Raw genomic sequence first — 19,536 nt, 5'->3', positions numbered from 1 at the left:
TTCAGCATGTACTGACGATCTGCTCCGCGTTGCTTGCCCTGTCGGTACGGGCTCACAAGGTTCTGCACGTGGCCACGGAAAAGTGATCTGTTTTTATATACAGTGCTTTGCCCTGCATATCAGGTAGAATGGCGCGGTTTGCAACGATAGTGCGGTTAATTTTTGTCATGGCTGATTTCAAAACTCATACCGCAGTAGCTGCTGCTGCGTGTGGGGCGTTGTCGACGGCGGCGTTGTCCGTCGGTGCGGCAACCGCAGAGGAAGCGTTGATTTTCTGGCTGGCGGGAACCCTCGGTGGGTTGCTACCGGATATCGATTCTGACCATTCCCAGTCGATACAGCTGGTGTTCAGTATCATGGGAGCGATGTTTGCATCCTCGCTGGTGGCTGATCAGGTGGGGGTGTTGCCGCTGTGGATGCTGTGGCTGCTGGGAATCCTCGCCTATCTGGCCGTACGCTACCCGGTACTGGCCATCTTCGCCCGCTTTACGGTTCATCGTGGCATGCTGCATTCGCTGCTGGCTAACACCTTGTTTGCCTTTATCACGGTGGCTCTGGCCCATCATTACTTCTTTCTGAGCCCCCGAACATCCTGGGGCGTTGGCACCTTCGTCTTTATCGGCGCGACCATCCATCTGCTGCTGGATGAGCTGTATAGCGTCGACCTGTCTGGTGCGCGGATAAAGAAATCCTTCGGTACGGCGCTGAAAATTACCGACTGGCAATATCCGGGGCTGACCATAGTGATGGCATTGCTGGTACTGGTTACCTTCTGGATCAGCCCCAGCCCGGCGGCCTGGCAGAGTGTGCTGCATCAGGCGGTGTGGCAGGGGCCCAGCCACTGGCCGAGCCTGACGGATCTGCATAGCCTGAAAGCCCCAGCGCAACCCGGATTATGGGAGCAGGCCAGTCAGCATCTGACTGAACTGCTGCGCTGGTGCCGCTCCTTGTGGTCCTGATCAGCGGCTCAGCTTAACTCCGCCAGAATGTGCTCGGCGCTGGTCAACTCAAAGCGGCCGGGCTCATCCACCCACGCTCTGGTGATCACGCCGTTTTCCAGTAGCAGGGCAAAGCGCTTGCAGCGTATACCCATCCCGCGTGCACTGGCGTCCTGCTGCAGCCCGAGTGCCAGGGTCAGTTCTGCCTGACCGTCGGACAACATCTGGATGCTTCCTTCAGCGCTTAACTGCCTGCCCCAGGCAGCCATTACAAATGCATCGTTGACAGCCATACAGGCCAGCGTGGTGACACCTGCCGCCTGCAGGGCATCTTTGCTGGCCAGTAAGCCGGGCAGATGCTGATTGCTGCAGGTGGGCGTGAAGGCCCCGGGGACGCCGATCAGCAGCACTTTGCCCTGACCGAGCCATTGCAGGCTATTGCCACTGCTGACGCCCTGCTCATCAAGGCGCCACAGGGTAGTGGAAGGAAGTGGGGTCGAGAGCATCATGCACTCCTCTGTGAGTCTGGCCGACTTATACGATTGATTGGGTGGCAAGCCGGAATGATTGTGATAGCTTCCTGTGCATTATAAAAGCGGCCATCCTCAATAAGGGGACATGGCCACCGTCATGTCCTTCCCTGCAATCTGGCCGCCACTCAGGTGGTGTGCTGTATCTGCTTGCTGATGATGAGCGATACACCACGAGTGGCGGCCTGAGGAATCATCATGTGGCAATTACAAGACCAAACAGCCAGCCAGTCTCTGCTCCATATCGGCTTACTAACCAGTGGCGGTGATGCGCCAGGTATGAATGCCGCTATCCGTGCCGTCACGCGCACCGCTATTCAGGCAGGCATCAAGGTAACCGGCATTCTGCACGGCTATATCGGCCTGCTGGAGCGTGAGTGGCAAACCCTCGACACGGCTTCGGTCGGCAACATCATCCAGCGTGGTGGAACCGTCCTGAAAACGGGACGCAGTGAAGCGTTTCGTACCGCTGAAGGGCGAGCGCTGGCGGCCAGACATTGCCGTGAGCTGGGTCTGGATGCGCTGGTCATCATCGGCGGCGATGGCTCACTGACCGGTGCGCATTTGCTGGCCGAGGAGCACGGTATTCGTGTGATCGGCCTGCCGGGTACCATCGACAACGATATCTGGGGCAGCGATGACACAATCGGCTTTGATACCGCCGTCAATACCGCACTGGAGGCCATCGACCGTATTCGTGATACCGCGGATGCGCTGGAGCGTCTGTTTCTGGTCGAAGTAATGGGGCGCACCAGTGGCTTTATCGCCGTGCAGGTGGCGCTGGCCGGAGGAGCCGAAGAGGTGATCACCGCAGAGCGGCCTTTTCAGGCGCAGACACTGATCGACAAGCTCGATCTGGCGCGAGGACGCGGCAAGCGCAGTAGTATTGTTGTGGTTGCCGAAGGGCCAAAGCCTGGTTACAGCTACGATGTGGCCGCTCAGCTGGAGCAGGCCGGACACGCGGCCAAGGTCTGTGTACTGGGGCATATCCAGCGCGGTGGCAGACCCACAGGTCACGACCGGGTGCTGGCATCGATGCTCGGCGAGCAGGCCGTCCGCTATCTGCTGGCCGGTGCCGACCGGGTGATGCTGGGCGTGGATCAGAACCGGGTGGTGGCGATTCCTCTGCAGCAGCTCGCCTGCCAGCGCAAAGTGCTGGACCCCCGCTATATCGATATGGTCGCTACCCTGGCAGGCTGACCATCACCGATGGCAAAGCGCTGTGTGTGCCTCAATGCTCTGTGGCTGATGTGACACAGACCGAGACCGGATGTTAAGGAGTCATCAATGAATCGTACCTGGTGGGCTGCACTGGGACTGGCGGCCACTACGTTTTTGTGGGCGGCCAATGCCGTTGTCAGCCGTGGGCTGGTGGGGCATATGCCTCCCATCTCTCTGGCTTTCTGGCGCTGGACGCTGGCGGGCGCCATTCTTATTCCTCTGACCTGGCAGAGTATTCGCAGCCACTGGCCGCTGATCAGGCCGCAGCTGCCCTGGCTGGCATTGCTGGCCGTGCTGAGTGTCGGTGCTTACAACTCCATCCTTTATATGGCCGTGCAGAAAACCACGGCCATCAATACTGCTCTGATGAATACTCTGATCCCCATGACGACGATGCTGGCAGCCTGGCTGATGCTGGGAGCGCGGCCGACGGGACGACAAACGGGCGGAATGCTACTGGGCTTTATCGGCATGATTGTTATCGTCTCCAAAGCGAACTGGCAGGTTCTGTCCAGTCTGGCGTTCAATCATGGCGACCTGCTGATGCTAGTGGCAGTCGGCTGCTGGGCACTCTACTCGGTGCTGCTGAAAAAGCGTCACCTCGGTATTCCTCCCGTCACACTGCTGGCGGTCGTGGTGATGCTGGGTGTGCCGATGATTCTGCCTTTTTATCTGTGGGAGTGGAGTCAGCAGGGAGGATTCGCTATTGACCTGACCAACCTGTCGGCAATTGCTTTTACCGGCGTCTTTGCCTCTATCGTGGCCTATCTGCTGTGGAATCATGGTGTCGGCATTCTCGGCCCCTCAGCGGCCAGTCTGTTTATCTTCCTGATGCCGGTGTTCGGCGCTTTGCTCGGGGTAACGCTGCTGGGTGAGTCCTTGCTGCCTTATCACGGTATAGGTGGTGTGCTGATCCTTGCCGGGTTAGTGCTGGGTGTACGTAAGTAGTGTTCAGATGGGTGATCAGTGAAGGGAGATAAACGCTGTGTTTGTGGTGACCTTGAACTATGTCTGTGACCTCAGCGAGGTCGATGCGGTGCTGGCTGAGCATGTCGAGTATCTCAGGCAGCAGTATGCAGCCGGGGTTTTTCTGGTTTCAGGCAGGCTGGTTCCGCGTACAGGCGGAGTGATACTGGCAAAGGCAGAGAGCAGGCAGGCATTACAGGACGTGCTGGCACAGGACCCTTTCGCCCGCCTTGGTCTGGCGCAGTATACCCTGATGGAGTTTGTACCCAGCATGACTGCACCAGGTCTGGAGCACCTGCTGCCATAAAGCCGCCGGTGATGGCATGGCGGCGTTAAGTCAGACGGATACTGCTGGCAGTGGGGAAGGCACTAACCGCGCAGTTTCTGGATTACGCTGACGACCGCCAGCACTATGCCGCCAGCTATCACGCCTGCTGCCGCGTTGAGCAGAGAGGGAGTGATCCAGCCCAGCACCGGACCGACGCCTGCCAGCTGTTCGCTGTGTTCACTCAGGTGGTGCAGGGTTTCCCCCACCACCGGCACTCCGTGCGTCAGGATACCGCCGCCGACAATAAACATCGCTGCCGTACCAACCACCGACAGGCCTTTCATCAGATAGGGGCAGGCACGCAGGATGCCGCGCCCGAGCCCTCGCAACAGTCTGGGCAGGGTGCCCTGGCCCTCACGGCGGCACAGATAAAGGCCGCCATCATCCAGTTTGACGATGGCAGCAACGATGCCATACACCCCCAGGGTGATCAGTACGGCAATCAGCGACAGGACAATCAGCTGATCCAGCAGGGCGGCATCGGCTACCGTGCCCAGCGTGATGGCAATGATCTCTGCAGAAAGAATGAAGTCGGTGCGGATGGCACCTTTGATCTTGGCCTGTTCAAACGCAACCATATCCGTAGTGCTGTCGTCTGCCGCTTGTTTGAGTTCTTCCTCCTGCTGGTGATGCGCTGCGCTGTGGAACAGCGTGTGGAAGACTTTCTCGAATCCCTCAAAACAGAGAAAAGCACCGCCTACCATCAGTAATGGCGTGATAGCCCAGGGAATAAAGACACTGATTGCCAGCGCAGCCGGAACGAGAATGACCTTGTTCAGCAGCGAGCCCTTGGCCACCGCCCAAACCACCGGCAGCTCACGCTCGGCACGTACGCCGGTTACCTGCTGGGCGTTGAGAGCGAGGTCGTCGCCCAGTACGCCAGTGGTTTTCTTGGCGGCTACCTTGGTCATGACGGAGACATCATCCAGCAAGGTGGCGATATCATCGATGAGTGCAATCAGGCTTGATCCTGCCATCGTTCAGTCCTTTATATCTCTGAGAAAATCAAAGGCTACAGTATAGCCGTTCAGTAGCGGCGTTTAGTGTGACAGTGGCTGCAATCTGTCTGCCAGCCGAGGCTTTCAATTCGTATCGGCTGGGCAGAAACAGCAACGCCGCGAAAACGCGGCGTTGCATGACGGGCTAACGGTGTGATCAGCAGAGCTTGTCGAGCTTGCTCTTCAGCAATCCGGTGACCTGACCTGGGTTGGCCTTGCCGCCCGAGGCTTTCATCACCTGGCCCATGAAGAAGCCCAGCATCTTGCCACGCTTGTCTGGCTCGGCAGCCACATACTGCTCCACCTGAGGTGTGCACTTGGCGATGACGTCATCAATGACCTGTTCCAGTGCACCGGTATCGGTTTCCTGTTTCAGACCTTTGGCGGCAATGATGGTGTCAGCATCGCCTTCGCCATTCCACATCGCATCCCAGACCTGTTTGGCGATCTTGGAGTTGATGGTGTCATCCAGAACACGCTGAATCAGCTGTGCCAGGTTGGCTGCAGGGACGGGGATCTGGGCAATTTCCAGACTGTTCTGATTCAGATACTTGGCGACTTCGCCCAGCATCCAGTTGGCGGCCTGTTTGGCATCACCACAGACTTTGGCAACGGCCTCGAAATAGTCCGCCTGATCCCGATAGGCCGACAGGTTGGAAGCGTCGTAATCGTTCAGACCGTACTGTTCCATAAAGCGGGCCTTACGGCTGTCGGGCAGTTCGGGCAGGGTCTGACGTACTGCGTCGATATAGACGTCATCGATGATGATCGGCAGCAGGTCAGGGCAGGGGAAGTAACGGTAATCGTTGGCTTCTTCTTTGGAGCGCATGGAACGGGTTTCGTTCTTGTCGGCATCGTACAGGCGGGTTTCCTGCACCACTTCACCACCGTCCTCGATCAGATCGATTTGACGTTCGATCTCGTACTGAATGGCTTTTTCGACAAAGCGGAACGAGTTGACGTTCTTGATCTCGGCGCGGGTGCCGAACTTTTCCTGGCCCTTGGGACGCACGGAAACGTTGGCGTCGCAGCGGAAAGAGCCTTCTGCCATGTTACCGTCACAGATACCGAGGTTGGTCACGATGGCATGAATCTTCTTCAGATAGGCCACGGCTTCCTTGGCGGAGCGCAGGTCTGGCTCGGAAACAATCTCCAGCAGGGGAGTACCAGCACGGTTGAGGTCGATGCCCGTCATGCCCTGGAAGTCTTCATGCAGTGACTTGCCTGCATCTTCTTCCATGTGCGCACGGGTCACACCAATCACCTTGCGACTGCCGTCTTCCAGCTCGATTTCCACTTCGCCCTTACCGACGATGGGGAACTCGAACTGGCTGGTCTGATAACCTTTTGGCAGATCGGGATAGAAGTAGTTTTTACGGGCAAAGACGGACTTCTTGCCAATCTCGGCACCGATGGCCAGGCCAAACTTGACCGCCATCCGCAGCGCTTCTTCATTCAATACCGGCAGGGTGCCAGGCAGCGCCAGGTCAATAGCACAGGCCTGGGTGTTGGGTTCGGCACCAAACGCAATGCTGGCACCGGAGAAAATTTTCGATTGAGTGGCGAGCTGGGTGTGAATTTCCAGACCGATCACGGCTTCCCATTGCATCTTCTATATACCTCTTCTCATCCGGGCTCAGGCTGGGGTACGCAGGTGCCAGTCGGTCACTTGCTGGAACTGGTGGGCAACATTCAGCAGACGGGACTCTTCGAAGAAGTTACCGATCAGCTGCAGACCCACCGGCAGGTGGCCGATGAAACCAGCGGGCACGGACATACCGGGCAGACCCGCGAGGTTCAGGGACAGGGTGAAAATATCTTCCATATACATGGCGACAGGGTCATTGGTGTTTTCACCGATCCTGAAAGCAGGGGTCGGCGTTACCGGTGCCATGATGACATCCACGTCGTTGAGGGCAGCGATGTAATCCTGCTGGATCAGACGGCGTATCTTCTGTGCCTTCAGGTAGTAAGCATCGTAATAGCCAGCGGACAGGGCGTAGGTGCCGACCATGATGCGGCGTTTGACCTCTTCACCGAAGGCCTCACCACGGCTGCGCTTGTACAGATCCATCAGATCCTTGGGGTTGTCGCAGCGATAGCCATAACGAACACCGTCAAAGCGGGACAGGTTGGAAGAGGCTTCGGCCGGGGCAATGATGTAGTAGGCAGGAATCGACAGACCAACGTTGGTCAGGCTGATTTCCTTCACTTCAGCGCCCAGCTTGCGGTATTCGTCAATGGCAGCCTGCAGCACGCTTGCCATCTGCCCATCCAGATCAGCGTTGAAGAACTCCTTCGGCAGACCAATCTTCAGGCCGCTGAGCGGGGCATTGAGACTGGCGCTGTAGTCGGGCACGTCGCGCTGGGCACTGGTGGAGTCTTTCTGGTCAAAGCCTGCCATGGCCTGCAGCAGCAGCGCGCAGTCTTCTGCGGTGCGTGCCATGGGACCGCCCTGATCCAGACTGGAGGCATAGGCGACCATGCCCCAGCGCGACACGCGGCCATAGGTGGGGCGCAGACCGGTAATACCGCAGAATGCAGCGGGCTGGCGAATGGAACCGCCGGTATCAGTACCGGTGGTAGCGGGTACCAGGCCTGCGGCAACGGCGGCGGCGGAGCCACCCGAAGAGCCGCCGGGTACGCGTTCGGCATCCCAGGGGTTCTTTACCGCTCCGTAGAAGGAGTTCTCGTTGGAGGAGCCCATGGCGAACTCATCACAGTTTGTTTTGCCCAGCATCACCATGCCTTCGGCAGCACACTTCTCCACCACGGTGGCATTGTAGGGAGCGATAAAGTTATCGAGCATTTTTGAGCCGCAGGAGGTACGCACGCCTTCGGTGCAGAAAATGTCTTTGTGAGCGATGGGCAGGCCGGTCAGCAGACCGGCATTGCCTGCAGCGCGGCGTTCGTCAGCCGCTTTCGCCTGTTGCAGCGCGATCTCTTCGGTCACGCTGATAAAGGAGTTGGTGGTGTCTGCCTTGATACGGCCCAGATAGTCCTGTGCCAGTTCAGTGGCAGAGCACTGGCCGTCCTGAAGTTGTTTGGCCAGCCCGGCCAGAGTGTGTTGTTGCATGGGAAAAGGCATCCTGTGCTGTCGATCAGCGGAATATGTAGAAGAAACAGACCAGAGAGCGGGCTCTGGTGATTTCAGCTGTCGTTAAGGTTGAAAAAGTGCCAGGAATTACTCGATGACCTTGGGCACCAGGAACAGTCCGCGCTCCTGCGCAGGGGCATTAGCCTGCAGCTTGTCGCGCTGATTTTCCTCGGTTACGGCGTCAGGACGCAGACGTTGAACGGCGTCCAGGGGGTTGGCCAATGGCTCGACATTGTCGGTATTCACCGCCTGCATCTGATCGACCAGAGCGAGAATATTGGAAAGATTGCGCACGTATCCCTCAACACTGGACTCTTCCAGTTGCAGTCGGGCCAGGTGTGCAATTTTTTCTACGTCGGATTGCTGAAGTGCCATGTAGTGTCATCCACCTTTCAGAAGATTTTGCCAGCCCATCCATACCTTTCTGTCAGCCGTTGCTGACGGCCTTGCGCCTTTGTCGCAGTGCAGCGACAACGTGCCAAGGTCATTGCCTGCTTACCCGCCAATATCGACAAATTCTGACATTTGCCCGGGTATTTCCGGTTGTAACCTGCAACAGTACTGTACCAATCAGCAGTTTCTTATGGTTGGCTGCTCGGCTAGAATAGCGCCTCAAATCGCGCGAGAGCGTCAGGTTCGCCAGGCATGGACGGCGAGCTGCTCAAAGGCTGGTAAGGTACCATATTTACGCCTTGCTCAAAATCCCTGCCATTGTTAGAGTTTGGCAGTTTACTGACGCCCGCTCACGCACTCATCAGCCTGCATAAGAAGCTATTAGTCTCATGTTCAAACGAATCCGTGGACTGTTCTCAAGCGATCTATCCATTGACCTGGGAACGGCCAATACCCTGATTTATGTCCGCAACAAGGACATCGTACTCAACGAGCCATCAGTGGTGGCCATTCGTCAAGTGGGCAACCAGAAGCAGGTCGCGGCGGTCGGTCTTGATGCTAAGCGTATGCTGGGCAGAACTCCCGGTAACATCACTGCTATCCGGCCAATGAAAGACGGCGTTATTGCTGACTTCCATGTCACCGAAAAAATGCTCCAGCACTTCATTAACAAAGTGCATGAAAACTCCTTCATTACTCCCAGCCCACGTGTGCTGGTCTGTGTGCCCTGCAAGTCTACCCAGGTTGAGCGTCGTGCGATCAAAGAGTCGGCACTGGGTGCGGGTGCGCGTGAGGTCTATCTGATTGATGAACCCATGGCGGCGGCCATTGGTGCAGGTTTGCCAGTAGATGAAGCAACCGGTTCGATGGTGGTGGATATCGGTGGTGGTACTACCGAAATCGCTATCCTGTCATTGAACGGTATCGTGTATGCCGAGTCTGTGCGTGTGGGTGGTGACCGTTTTGACGAATCCATTTCGACCTATGTACGTCGCAACTACGGCAGCCTGATTGGTGATGCTACGGCTGAGCGTATCAAGCAGGAAGTGGGCTGTGCCTATCCCTCTGCTGAAATCCGTGAAATCGATGTGCGTGGTCGCAATCTGTCAGAAGGTATCCCGCGCAGCTTCACGCTGAACTCCAACGAAATTCTGGAAGCGCTACAAGATCCGCTGTCTACCATTGTGCAGGCAGTTAAAACTGCACTGGAGCAGTGTCCGCCTGAACTGGCCTCCGATATCGCCGAAAGCGGTATCGTGATCACTGGTGGTGGTGCCTTGTTGCGTGATATCGACAAACTGATCAGTGAGGAAACCGGTTTGCCGGTCATCATCGCTGATGATCCTCTGACTTGTGTGGCCCGTGGTGGTGGTCGTGCACTGGAGATGTTGGACAGCCGCGGTTTTGAGCTGTTGTCATCCGAATAAGTCAGGGATAACAGAGAACCACTGTGCGTTCGATTTTCCGTAGTTCTTCTTCCAAGTGGTGGTTCTGGGTTTTGGTGTGCCTGTCGCTATCTCTGCTGGTGGCTGATCGCTACTGGTCGGGGATGTCGCAGGTACGCTCCTGGCTCACCGTCTTCACCGCCCCTCTTCAATGGGTGGTCGATGTCCCTAATCAGGTCTGGAGTGCTGCTGACCGAACGCTCGCCAACCGCGAGCAGTTGCAGCAGGACAATGATCGTCTGCGTACTCAGGTGCTCTTCCTTGAGCGCCAGGTGCAGAAGATGGCCTCTACCACGGCAGAAAACATTCGCCTGCGTGAATTGCTCAACGCTTCCCAGCGTCTGGATGAGCGTGTGCTGCTGGCAGATCTCATCGGTGTTAATCCTGATCCTTTCCAGCATCAGATCGTCCTTAATAAGGGCAGTAACGACAACGTATACGTCGGTCAGGCTGTACTGGATGCGGGCGGTATTATGGGGCAGGTGGTTGAGGTTGGCCCCTACACCAGTCGGGTGCTGCTGATCACCGACGCAGCTCACGCCATTCCGGTGCAGGTCAATCGCAACGGTCTGCGTGCCATTGCCTTTGGGGAAGGGGTGCCGGGTGTGCTGAGTCTTGAGCATGTACCTGACACTGCAGATATTACCAAGGGTGACTTGCTGATCAGCTCCGGGCTGGGAGGGCGCTTCCCTTATGGTTATCCGGTCGGGGAGGTGACTGAAGTGATTCATGATCCGGGGGAGCCTTTTGCGCTGGTTAAAGTCAAACCCAGTGCACAGCTTGACCGTAGCCGCCATGTATTGCTGTTGTTCCCGTCGCCACAGCCGCTTGTTGATCCTGCTACCGTACCCGCTGAAGGCGCCGATGCTCAGGCTGGCTCCGTACCGGCTCCTGCCAGCAATGCTGCAGCCAACACAGGTACGAGTACACCGCAAAAGCCGGCCGCTACGGCCGCCCCTGCACCCTCACCGGATGCCAGGAAACCAGACAACAAACCCAAGCCTGCTGCAGGGAATGCGCACACCAGTGCTGCCACCCCTGCTGCTAAAAAGGTAGCGACCCCATGAGGCAGGGCCCCAAGGGTGGCTGGCTGATTCTGCTGTCGTTGTTGTTGGCCTTCATGCTCAGTGCTATTCCACTACCAGAAATGCTGCAGTGGGGGCGGCCCGAATGGGTTGCCATGGCGCTGATCTACTGGGTCATGGCATTGCCAGAGCGTGTGGGTGTCAAGACCGCATGGATATGTGGGTTGCTTCTGGATCTGCTGCAGTCCAGCCCGTTGGGGGCCAACGCTATTGGGCTGACGGTGGTGGCGTATCTCACTACTCTGCTGCATCAGCGCCTGCGTAACTTCCCGCTGATTCAGCAATCCTTCGTGGTGCTCATGCTGATTGGCATTTTGCAAATGGTGCGGCACTGGCTGCAGCAGTGGCAGGGTGGTGCCGCAGAGTCATTGATCTTTATGTTGCCCAGTCTGATCAGCGCCTTGCTATGGCCCTGGTGGTTTGTCGTGCACAGGGATCTGCGCCGTATTTTTGTCAGCTGATCCGATCAACTTGCTTGGTATTGTTCCCCCGTTTTCCCTTCTTGTTTCAGGTAGCCTCTCATGAAATTGATTCTGGCCTCCCAGTCTCCACGTCGTCGTGAACTGCTAACCCAGATAGGTGCAGAGTTCACCGTGCAGGTGGCCGATATTGATGAAACTCCTCTGGTTGGTGAAGACCCAGCCGCTTATGTGGAACGTCTGGCTATTGAAAAGGCGCAGGCTGTAGCCCGGTTGCAGGGTGATGATGTCGCGGTACTGGGATCTGATACGACGGTCGTTCTGGATGGCGAGATTCTTGGCAAACCGCTGGATCAGGCCGACGCAGTCCGTACGCTGGTTAATCTGGGTGGGCGCGGGCATCAGGTGCTGACGGCGATCGCCATCGTGACAGCGGGGCAGGTATTTAGCCGGGTTGTCTCCACCGATGTCAGCATGATGCCGATCTCAGTTGCACAGGCAGAGGCCTATTGGATGACGGGGGAGCCTGCCGATAAAGCCGGGAGCTATGGTATTCAGGGCAAAGGTGGCGTGCTGGTGGCGGGGGTGCGTGGCAGCTATTCAGCGGTCGTAGGGCTGCCTCTGCATGAAACTGCGTTGCTGTTAGCTGAAGCGGGCGTCCCTACCTGGCTGACTCAGGCGACCTGATCTCAAGCGGGATGATATTGCGGTACAAAGGCCGGTGGCGAATCCCCGGCCTTTGTGTTTTCTGCAGTCGTCGTATCAGACCTCGGCCCATTCGCGCAGCAGGTTGTGATACACGCCGGTCAGCTGAATCAGGGCCGGGTGCTCGGGGGTAGCCTGAGTAAGTTGCTGGATCGACATGTCCAGATCAAACAGCAGACTGCGGCGGTTGTCCTGACGAATCATGCTTTGCAGCCAGAAGAACGACGCCAGACGCGCTCCCCGGGTAACGGCTGTGACGTGATGAAGGCTGGTTGAAGGGTAGAGAATCATGTGCCCGGCTGGCAGCTTTACCTGATGCGTGCCATAGGTATCCTCGACTACCAGCTCGCCGCCTTCGTACTCATCGGGATCGGACAAAAACAGCGTACAGGACAGGTCTGTACGGATGCGCTCTGGCGTGCCGGGAATACGGCGAATGGCATTGTCGACATGGGTGCCAAAGGACTGCCCACCCTGATAGCAGTTAAACAGCGGTGGGAAGATCTTGCCTGGCAAGCCTGCCGCCATGAACAGCAAATTGGTGGCCAGAGCGGTAGTAATCATTTCCCCCATGTAGCGTGCAGCGTCACTGTTTTCGGCCAGTTGCAGATTGTGCTTGGCTTTGGCCGACTGGTGGCCCGCAGTGACCTTGCCATCAATCCAGTGAGCGTCCTGCATGATCTTGCGGCATTCGTTGACCTGATCCCGGGTCAGCACATCGGGAATGGGAAGCAACATGGTACGTCATATCCTGAATATAAAAGGGCGGCTCAGTTAACCGCCCTGTTGTGAGGCATGGGTCAGAAGGATACATCTGCCGTCAGGGTGGCGTAACGCCCGGTGCCGGGCACAAAGTGTCCGCCACCTACGCTGTCAATGTAGTCTTCGTCTGTGATGTTATGCAGATTCAGACGCAGGGTAACATCAGGATTGACGGCATAGGAGACGGTCGCGTCATACAGGGTGTAGGACGGTGCAATACGCAGGTTGGCGGTGCTGTTGTAGCGATCATCCACATACTGCGCACCTGCGCCGACTTTGATGCCGTAGCCTGCGTCGTAGTCACTCCACAGGCTGAACGAGTTACGGGGGGTATTGCTCAGCTCATGGCCGACGATGTCCTCGTCTGCGGAACTGACCACTTTGCTCTTCATGTAGGTGTAGCTGGCGATCACTTGCCACTGAGGCGTGATCTGGCCTACGGCACCCAGCTCCAGGCCCTGCACACGCTGCTTGCCATTCATGACGTACAGGGTGCTGTCATCGGGATCGGTTTCCCGTGCGTTGGTCTTCTCGGTACGGAAGACCGCTGCGCTCAACAGCAGTTTGCTGTCCAGCAGTTCCCACTTGGTACCCAGCTCATAGCTGCGGTTCTTTTCTGGCTCCAGATCCTTGGTGGCATCACTTAACGCCAGACCTTCGGCTGAAGGATTGAACGAGTTGCCGTAGGACAGGTAAATGCTGCCGTTTTCCCGTGGCTTGTAATTCACACCAGCCTGATAGCTCAGGGTGGTTTCGTTATTGCTATAGGTGCCGAGCGGTACGGTACGAGAGGCCGTTTTCACGGTGTAGTCGGTGTCTGAATGATCCAGACGCAAACCGCCATTGACTTGCCACTGCGGATTCAGATGCAGAGTGTCGTTGACATACAGCGACTGAGTATTGGTCACCCCGACGTTGGCTGGCGTGCGTTCCGGCACGGCGCTGTAGCTGTCGTAGGGATTGGGATGGTACAGGTCAGTCAGTGCGGAACTGCTGCTGACGTTACGGGTGATGGTTTCTTCTTTCTCGCGTGTCAGCTGGATACCGGTCACCAGATCGTGTTTCACCTGACCGGTGGCAAAGTGCAGGGTCAGATCGGTCTGATTGTCAAAAATCGAGTCGACCTGATCGCGACCTTTGAGTTCTCGCTTGATATCGGTGCTGCCATCAGCGTTAAAGCGCGGCGTGCTGATGATGGAGTCACGATCACTGCGGGTATAGGTGAACTGGTTGCGCAGGGTGACGTTGTCATTGAAGTCATGTTCGGCAGCTATTTTCAGGCTGTCGCTGATAATGTCTTCGTAGTCACGCTCGACCAGACCATAGAAATTGTCGAAATTCACCGGTGGCGCCTTGTCAGCATAGCTTGCTAGTGCGGTATTGGTGGTAGGAACCCAGGGGATGCCGTAATCCGGCATGTTGTCTTCCTGAATGTGCTGATAGCTGACGGTCACACGGGTATTGGTTTCCAGGCCAAAGGCAACGGAGGGCGCGACCCCCCAGCGCGAGTTGTAGACCTCATTCCGGCCAGCCGTATCGGCATCGTAGCCCATCACATTGAGACGGATAGCACTGTTACTGCCAATGCTCTGGTTGGTATCGATGGTGGCGCGTTTGTATTCGTCTGTGCCCAGACCGACGCTGGCAGTGGTGAAACTGTCCAGACGTGGTGCCTTGGAGACCAGATTGATGGAGCCGCCGGTCGAGCCGCGTCCGCTCATGGATGATGACGGACCCTTGGCCACTTCAACCTGCTCCAGATTGAAAGAGTCACGGGTGTAAGTACCCAGGTCGCGTACGCCATCCACGTAGATATCAGTGCGGGCATTGAAACCACGAATGCTCATGTTGTCGCCAGCAGGTGTTCCCCCTTCACCTGCCTGAATACTGATGCCGGTGACGTTGCGCAGCACATCGCGCAGCGTGGTGGCGCCCTGTTCTTTGATCACTTCCTCAGGAATGACGGTAATGGTTTTGCCGGTATCCAGCAGCGGCTGGGTGTACTTGGGAGAAGCCGCCTTCTCTACTTTGTAACCTTCTTCAACCTGATTGCCTTCGATACTGACCACAGGCAGTTGCAGACTGTTGTCATCGGCATGAGCCAGCAGGGTTGATGAGGTGAGAGCCAATCCCACTGCTGTGGTCAGCAGGGTTTTGTGCTGAGTAGAAGTGATACCGCCGGATGCCATTCTGTGACTCCTGTTTCAACTACAGAATACTGGTGGGTTAAGGGAGGCTTTCACGCCAGGTGCGAGGGCTGGTGAGAAGGTGCGACGAATCTACTCTGTGAAAAATTAAAATACAAATGATAATTTTTCGTATTTAAATTTTATTTTGTCTTTTATATTTGCTGACAAAGCTGAAAAAACAGGCGGATTATTGACTGAGGGGGGCTGGGTAACATTTTTTAACTATTGTTAATACGTATAATCATTTTCATTCGTGTTTATGTCGAGTTTTTTGCCGCGTTGGCTATACTGGCGCGCCATCGGTACGTTGCAGTGCTGCCGGGCTATCGCGACATGGCGCCTGCAACCTGCAGCAGAACAGCCCGACGGACTGCAGACAAGATCAAACAGAAGCAGGCTGACCTGCTCATGATGAGAGTGATGACGTGCTTAAAGGCAAGGTGTTGCGCGCGGTGAAGTCCGTGCATTGGATCAGTTCGGCGCTGGCATTGGCCTGTCTGTTGTTGTTCAGCATCACGGGAGTCACCCTCAACCATCCTGACTGGTTTGATGCGGACCCTACGCAAGCAGAGCAGCGATTGCAGTTACCAGAGGGTCTCCAGCAGCAGCTGGTGACTGCAGTGGCTGCCGGGCAGTGGATCAGTGTCCAGCCTGTACTGCTGCAATGGTTATCTGGCCAGGGTCTGGCTGGCACCCCGCAGCGTCTGGAGGCGGTGGATAGTGAGCTGCATCTGGATTACCAGCGCCCGGGTGGGTATCGCCAGATCAGCATCTATCTCGATGAGGGGGTGGTGGAGGCCGAAGAGGAAAGCCGTGGGCTGGTGGCGATTCTCAATGATCTGCACAAGGGCCGCCATGCGGGTGCCTGGTGGAGTGCTCTGATCGATCTGACGGCAGTGATCATTCTGGTGTTTTCCGTCAGTGGCCTGGTGCTGCTGTATCACTTTGCCAGTCAGCGCGGGTCAACATGGCCGCTGGTAGCCGTGGGCTGCGCCATTCCGTTGCTGATATATCTGGTGGCGGTGCCGTAATTATCGTTTTCCCCCGGCGGCTGACATGGCCGTGCGGTGTCTATTTTCTGGAGATAAGCATGAAGTACTTCGTTGCTGCGCCTTTGCTGCTGGCTGCGGTTGCCAGTCAGGCCGCTGATCTGCGCGTTGAGTTTGTCGTACCTGCAATGAAGGTTGCGGAATATCACCGGCCCTATGTGGCGGTATGGATCGAAAACGATCAGCGTCAGGCGGTGAACACCCTGGCGGTGTGGCATGAACAGGGCAAGAAAGACAAGTGGCTGAAAGTTCTCAGCCAGTGGTGGCGGCGCGTCGGGCGTGATCTGGATGGCCCCATTGATGGAGTCTCCGGTGCCACCCGCTTGCCCGGTACCTACCAGCTGCAGTGGCAGGGTGTTGATCAGCAGGGACAGGCACTGCCAGCTGGCCAGTACACGCTGTCGCTGGAGGTGGTGCGTGAAGTGGGTGACCGGGAGTTGCAGCGCGTCAGCTTTGACTGGCCACCCGCTGAGGCACATACCGAGCAGCTGCAGGGCAAAACGGAACTCGGTCAGGTGACGCTGCAGCTGACACCCTGATTAGGCTTAGGCTGCGTGCTGTGATTCATCAACGGAATTACCCATTCCTAGCTAGTACATCTTTAGGACGGATACGCATGAAAAAGACGTTTTTGGTTTCGACGCTGGCCCTGGCTATGGGTCTGGTGACAATGCAGGCTCAGGCCCACAGCCGCTGGATTCTGCCATTGCAGCCTATTGTCAGTGGCGATGAAAGTGAGTGGGTCTCTTTCGATGTGTCGGCGTCGAACACCCTTTTTCAGGCAGATAAGCCAGCCCGGCTGGAGGGCATGGTGGCGTTGATGCCTGACGGCAGCCAGGGCGTTGCGGTAGAAGGCTACACCGATAAGCGCCGTAGCGTATTCAGCTACGAGCTGACGCAGCCCGGTACCTACAAGTTTGAACAGACAAACGAAGGTTACATGGTGATGCGCGAGCGTCCGCAGGGAGCAGAGCCACCCAAAGCGGAAGGAGATAAGCCACAGGGCGAGGGCAAGCCCGGCATGGGGCCACAGGGGCCGGGACGTGGTATGCGTGCCGACACGCTGGAAGCCCTGCTGGCGCAGCTGCCGGATGACGGCAAACCCAGGCACATCGTCCATTCACTGTCGCGGGTGGAAACCTTCGTTACCCGCGGCAAGCCGACCGATGCGGCACTGAAGCCTACCAATAAAGGTATTGAGATGGTGCCCCTGACCCATCCGGCAGACCTGTTCACGGGCGAGCCAGCTACCTTCCAGTTTCTGCTGAATGGTAAGCCAGCCGCGGATCTGGCGGTTGAACTGACGCCAGGAGGGACGGCCTACCGCAATGAACGCCTGACCCAGTCACTGAAAACGGATGGCGAAGGCAAGGTCAAGGTAGAGTGGCCGATGGCAGGGCCCTATCTGGTAGAAGTGGAAGATGAAGTAAAACTGTCAGAAGGTAAGGTCAATAGCGAGCGCTATGGTTATTTCGCCACGCTGGTGGTGCAGCCGCAGTAAGGCTGTCAGGGAGGTATTCACCCTCTGCCCGGTGTCCGCGGCACGCGGATGAAGCGACCTTCTGACTGAGTTCTTCAGTTAACCGAGGGCGTTTTCTCAGGTCGTGAATAGGTTTGGGGAGTGAGCGGGCCCGTGAGCCCGCTCATTTGATTAATGGCCAAACAGCTCGCGAATCTGTTTCTTGTTGATCTTGCCGACGCTGGTTTTGGGGATATCAGCAACAAACTCGAAGTGATCGGGTATGCCCCACTTGCTCAGTTTGCCCAGGGTGACAAATTCCTGAAGATGGCTGCGCAAGGCGGCGTCATCCAGTGTGTCATCGCTTTTCACCACCAGTGCCAGTGGGCGTTCACCCCACTTGCTGTCAGCGATCCCCACCACTGCTACGGCAGCGACGCCTGTGTGCTGACTGATAAAGTTCTCCAGTTCAAGTGAAGACAGCCATTCTCCTCCAGTCTTGATGACATCCTTCAGACGATCCTTGATCTCGATAAAACCATCGGCATGGATGGAAGCTACGTCGCCTGTATGCAGCCAGCCGTTGGCCCACAACTCTTCGCTTTTGCTTTCTTCCTTGTAGTAGCCCTGAGTCAGCCAGGGGCAGTGCACCACAATCTCACCCAGCTGTTCTCCATCGTGATCAAGCAGATCGCCCATGGGGCTGGCTATCTGCAGATCGACCAGATTGACTGGTTTGCCTGTCAGAGTGCGGTAATCCAGTTGTTGCTCCAGCGGTAACTCGCGCTGCTCCTTGGTGAGATGGGTGACGGTCAGCAGGGGGCAGGTTTCTGACATGCCGTAGGCGGAGCTGATATCGATACCTCGTTCCATCGCCGCTCTGGCCAGTCCGCGAGGCAGCGCACTGCCACCGATCAATACTTTCCAGCCCTTGAAGTCGATGTCTTTACAGCGCTCGCAGCTCAGCAGCATCTGCAGGATGGTCGGTACGCAGTGGGATACAGTGACCTGATGTCTGACCACCAGATCCACCAGCATGTTGGGTTCATAGCGGCCAGGATAGATCTGTTTGCAGTTCAGTACGGTAGCGGCATAGGGTGTGCCCCAGGCATGGACATGGAACATCGGCGTAATCGGCATGTACACCGATTCCGAGCGCAACAGGTCAATGCCGTTGTACGCGCCCAGCGTACCCACCATATTGAGCGTGTGCAGCACCAGTTGCCGATGGCTGAAGAACACCCCTTTGGGGTTGCCGGTCGTGCCGGTGGTATAGAACGTGGTTGCGATGGCATCTTCGGAAAAATCGGGAAACTCGGTCAGCGGTTCGGCTGCTGCCAGCAGCTGTTCGTATTCGCCAATAAACGCAACGTCACCCTGATAGTCACCGCTGTCACTCAGGCGAATGCATGCCTGCACCAGCGGCAAGCGGGGCAGCAGCGCCTGGGCGATGGGAATAAAGTCATCATGCACCAGCACAAAACGGTCTTCGGCATGAGCCATGGTGTAGTGAATCTGTTCAGGAGAGAGGCGGATATTGACGTGGTGCAGTACGGCGCCCAGCATCGGTACGGCAAAATAGCACTCCAGATACCGATGGCTATCCCAGTCCATCACTGCCACGGTATCGCCTTCTTTTACCCCGGCGGCGCGTAGCACCGCTGCCAGTTGCTGGACCCGCAGGCGAAACTGGCGATAGCTGAAACTCTGCTGATCTCGATAGACGATCTGGTTGTCTGGCTGGTAACGTCCTGCGGAAAGGAATAACTGTTTGATCAGTAATGGAAAATGTTGCGCAGCCTGGGCAGGTGGAATCAGTTTTACACCCATGGTGTGGTCCTCTTGTTGTTATGGTGTGGGTGAGGTAGTCGCTGCAAAGATTCTTTCTCGGACCAAGGTCGACTAACAAGTTGCTTACCGCTGCGGATAATAACTTGTCGCATAAAGACAAT

19 protein-coding genes are annotated in these 19,536 nt (G+C 56.8%); 11 read left to right on the top strand and 8 right to left on the bottom strand.

From position 1 onward, the window contains the following. Positions 1 to 167: 167 nt before the first annotated feature. Positions 168 to 959 carry a metal-dependent hydrolase gene (locus QCD60_RS03885; protein WP_279782574.1) on the top strand — a complete coding sequence of 264 codons (792 nt, stop codon included), beginning with the start codon at positions 168 to 170 and terminating at the stop codon, positions 957 to 959. Between the two features lie 8 nt (positions 960 to 967). Here QCD60_RS03885 and QCD60_RS03880 read toward each other — a convergent pair whose 3' ends face one another. Beyond that, positions 968 to 1,447, bottom strand: a complete 480-nt coding sequence (locus QCD60_RS03880; RefSeq protein ID WP_279782572.1) for a peroxiredoxin — start codon at positions 1,445 to 1,447, stop codon at positions 968 to 970. A gap of 219 nt (positions 1,448 to 1,666) precedes the next feature. Between QCD60_RS03880 and pfkA the strand changes: the two genes are divergently transcribed. From pfkA to QCD60_RS03865, 3 genes are all read left to right on the top strand, one after another. After that, a complete protein-coding gene (gene pfkA / locus QCD60_RS03875; protein WP_279782570.1) occupies positions 1,667 to 2,668 on the top strand; it encodes a 6-phosphofructokinase in 1,002 nt (333 codons plus the stop codon). Between the two features lie 87 nt (positions 2,669 to 2,755). Then, on the top strand, positions 2,756 to 3,637 hold the full coding sequence (locus QCD60_RS03870; RefSeq protein ID WP_279782568.1) for a DMT family transporter: 882 nt from the start codon (positions 2,756 to 2,758) through the stop codon (positions 3,635 to 3,637). A gap of 37 nt (positions 3,638 to 3,674) precedes the next feature. Next, positions 3,675 to 3,962: a YciI family protein gene (locus QCD60_RS03865; RefSeq protein WP_279782566.1), complete on the top strand. Its 288-nt coding sequence runs from the start codon at positions 3,675 to 3,677 to the stop codon at positions 3,960 to 3,962. Between the two features lie 62 nt (positions 3,963 to 4,024). On the opposite strand, the gene QCD60_RS03860 is transcribed toward QCD60_RS03865, so the two are convergent. The 4 genes from QCD60_RS03860 to gatC all read right to left on the bottom strand — a co-directional run bounded on the left by QCD60_RS03860 (position 4,025) and on the right by gatC (position 8,453). Then, positions 4,025 to 4,960: a DUF808 domain-containing protein gene (locus QCD60_RS03860; RefSeq protein WP_279782564.1), complete on the bottom strand. Its 936-nt coding sequence runs from the start codon at positions 4,958 to 4,960 to the stop codon at positions 4,025 to 4,027. A gap of 178 nt (positions 4,961 to 5,138) precedes the next feature. Continuing rightward, positions 5,139 to 6,590, bottom strand: coding sequence for an Asp-tRNA(Asn)/Glu-tRNA(Gln) amidotransferase subunit GatB (gene gatB / locus QCD60_RS03855; RefSeq protein WP_104156414.1), 1,452 nt, complete (start codon positions 6,588 to 6,590; stop codon positions 5,139 to 5,141). Between the two features lie 27 nt (positions 6,591 to 6,617). Next, a complete protein-coding gene (gene gatA / locus QCD60_RS03850) occupies positions 6,618 to 8,057 on the bottom strand; it encodes an Asp-tRNA(Asn)/Glu-tRNA(Gln) amidotransferase subunit GatA (protein ID WP_279782561.1) in 1,440 nt (479 codons plus the stop codon). A 108-nt stretch (positions 8,058 to 8,165) separates the two neighbouring features. Beyond that, positions 8,166 to 8,453, bottom strand: a complete 288-nt coding sequence (gene gatC / locus QCD60_RS03845; RefSeq protein WP_104156416.1) for an Asp-tRNA(Asn)/Glu-tRNA(Gln) amidotransferase subunit GatC — start codon at positions 8,451 to 8,453, stop codon at positions 8,166 to 8,168. A 407-nt stretch (positions 8,454 to 8,860) separates the two neighbouring features. On the opposite strand from gatC, the gene QCD60_RS03840 reads away from it, so the two are divergent. From QCD60_RS03840 to QCD60_RS03825, 4 genes are read left to right on the top strand one after another with little or no spacing between them, the layout of a single operon-like run. After that, positions 8,861 to 9,898, top strand: coding sequence for a rod shape-determining protein (locus tag QCD60_RS03840; protein WP_279782558.1), 1,038 nt, complete (start codon positions 8,861 to 8,863; stop codon positions 9,896 to 9,898). Between the two features lie 23 nt (positions 9,899 to 9,921). After that, complete coding sequence (mreC, locus tag QCD60_RS03835; RefSeq protein ID WP_279782556.1) at positions 9,922 to 10,983, top strand: rod shape-determining protein MreC; 1,062 nt, start codon at positions 9,922 to 9,924, stop codon at positions 10,981 to 10,983. Next, complete coding sequence (gene mreD, locus QCD60_RS03830) at positions 10,980 to 11,462, top strand: rod shape-determining protein MreD (RefSeq protein ID WP_104156418.1); 483 nt, start codon at positions 10,980 to 10,982, stop codon at positions 11,460 to 11,462. The genes mreC and mreD overlap by 4 nt, the downstream gene beginning before the upstream one ends. A gap of 60 nt (positions 11,463 to 11,522) precedes the next feature. Continuing rightward, positions 11,523 to 12,107: a Maf family protein gene (locus QCD60_RS03825; protein WP_279782553.1), complete on the top strand. Its 585-nt coding sequence runs from the start codon at positions 11,523 to 11,525 to the stop codon at positions 12,105 to 12,107. Positions 12,108 to 12,182: 75 nt separating this feature from the next. Here QCD60_RS03825 and QCD60_RS03820 read toward each other — a convergent pair whose 3' ends face one another. Continuing rightward, the gene (locus tag QCD60_RS03820; RefSeq protein WP_279782551.1) at positions 12,183 to 12,863 is read right to left on the bottom strand and encodes a Fe2+-dependent dioxygenase; all 681 of its coding nucleotides are present in this window, start codon (positions 12,861 to 12,863) and stop codon (positions 12,183 to 12,185) included. A 62-nt stretch (positions 12,864 to 12,925) separates the two neighbouring features. Beyond that, positions 12,926 to 15,076, bottom strand: a complete 2,151-nt coding sequence (locus tag QCD60_RS03815) for a TonB-dependent siderophore receptor (RefSeq protein WP_279782549.1) — start codon at positions 15,074 to 15,076, stop codon at positions 12,926 to 12,928. A gap of 425 nt (positions 15,077 to 15,501) precedes the next feature. Here QCD60_RS03815 and QCD60_RS03810 point away from each other — a divergent pair, with 425 nt between their 5' ends. The 3 genes from QCD60_RS03810 to QCD60_RS03800 all read left to right on the top strand — a co-directional run bounded on the left by QCD60_RS03810 (position 15,502) and on the right by QCD60_RS03800 (position 17,626). Next, positions 15,502 to 16,107, top strand: a complete 606-nt coding sequence (locus tag QCD60_RS03810; RefSeq protein WP_279782547.1) for a PepSY-associated TM helix domain-containing protein — start codon at positions 15,502 to 15,504, stop codon at positions 16,105 to 16,107. Between the two features lie 59 nt (positions 16,108 to 16,166). Beyond that, positions 16,167 to 16,664 carry a DUF2271 domain-containing protein gene (locus QCD60_RS03805; protein WP_279782545.1) on the top strand — a complete coding sequence of 166 codons (498 nt, stop codon included), beginning with the start codon at positions 16,167 to 16,169 and terminating at the stop codon, positions 16,662 to 16,664. Positions 16,665 to 16,741: 77 nt separating this feature from the next. Further along, a complete protein-coding gene (locus tag QCD60_RS03800) occupies positions 16,742 to 17,626 on the top strand; it encodes a DUF4198 domain-containing protein (RefSeq protein WP_279782543.1) in 885 nt (294 codons plus the stop codon). 150 nt (positions 17,627 to 17,776) lie between these two features. On the opposite strand, the gene QCD60_RS03795 is transcribed toward QCD60_RS03800, so the two are convergent. After that, positions 17,777 to 19,414, bottom strand: a complete 1,638-nt coding sequence (locus QCD60_RS03795; protein WP_279782541.1) for a fatty acid--CoA ligase — start codon at positions 19,412 to 19,414, stop codon at positions 17,777 to 17,779. Between the last annotated feature and the right edge of the window lie 122 nt (positions 19,415 to 19,536).

Source organism: Pokkaliibacter sp. MBI-7 (assembly GCF_029846635.1).
In the GTDB taxonomy this organism is placed as follows: domain Bacteria; phylum Pseudomonadota; class Gammaproteobacteria; order Pseudomonadales; family Balneatricaceae; genus Pokkaliibacter.
The sequence above is the reverse complement of the archived record's forward strand: the minus strand, read 5'-3'. Positions and strand labels throughout refer to the sequence as shown.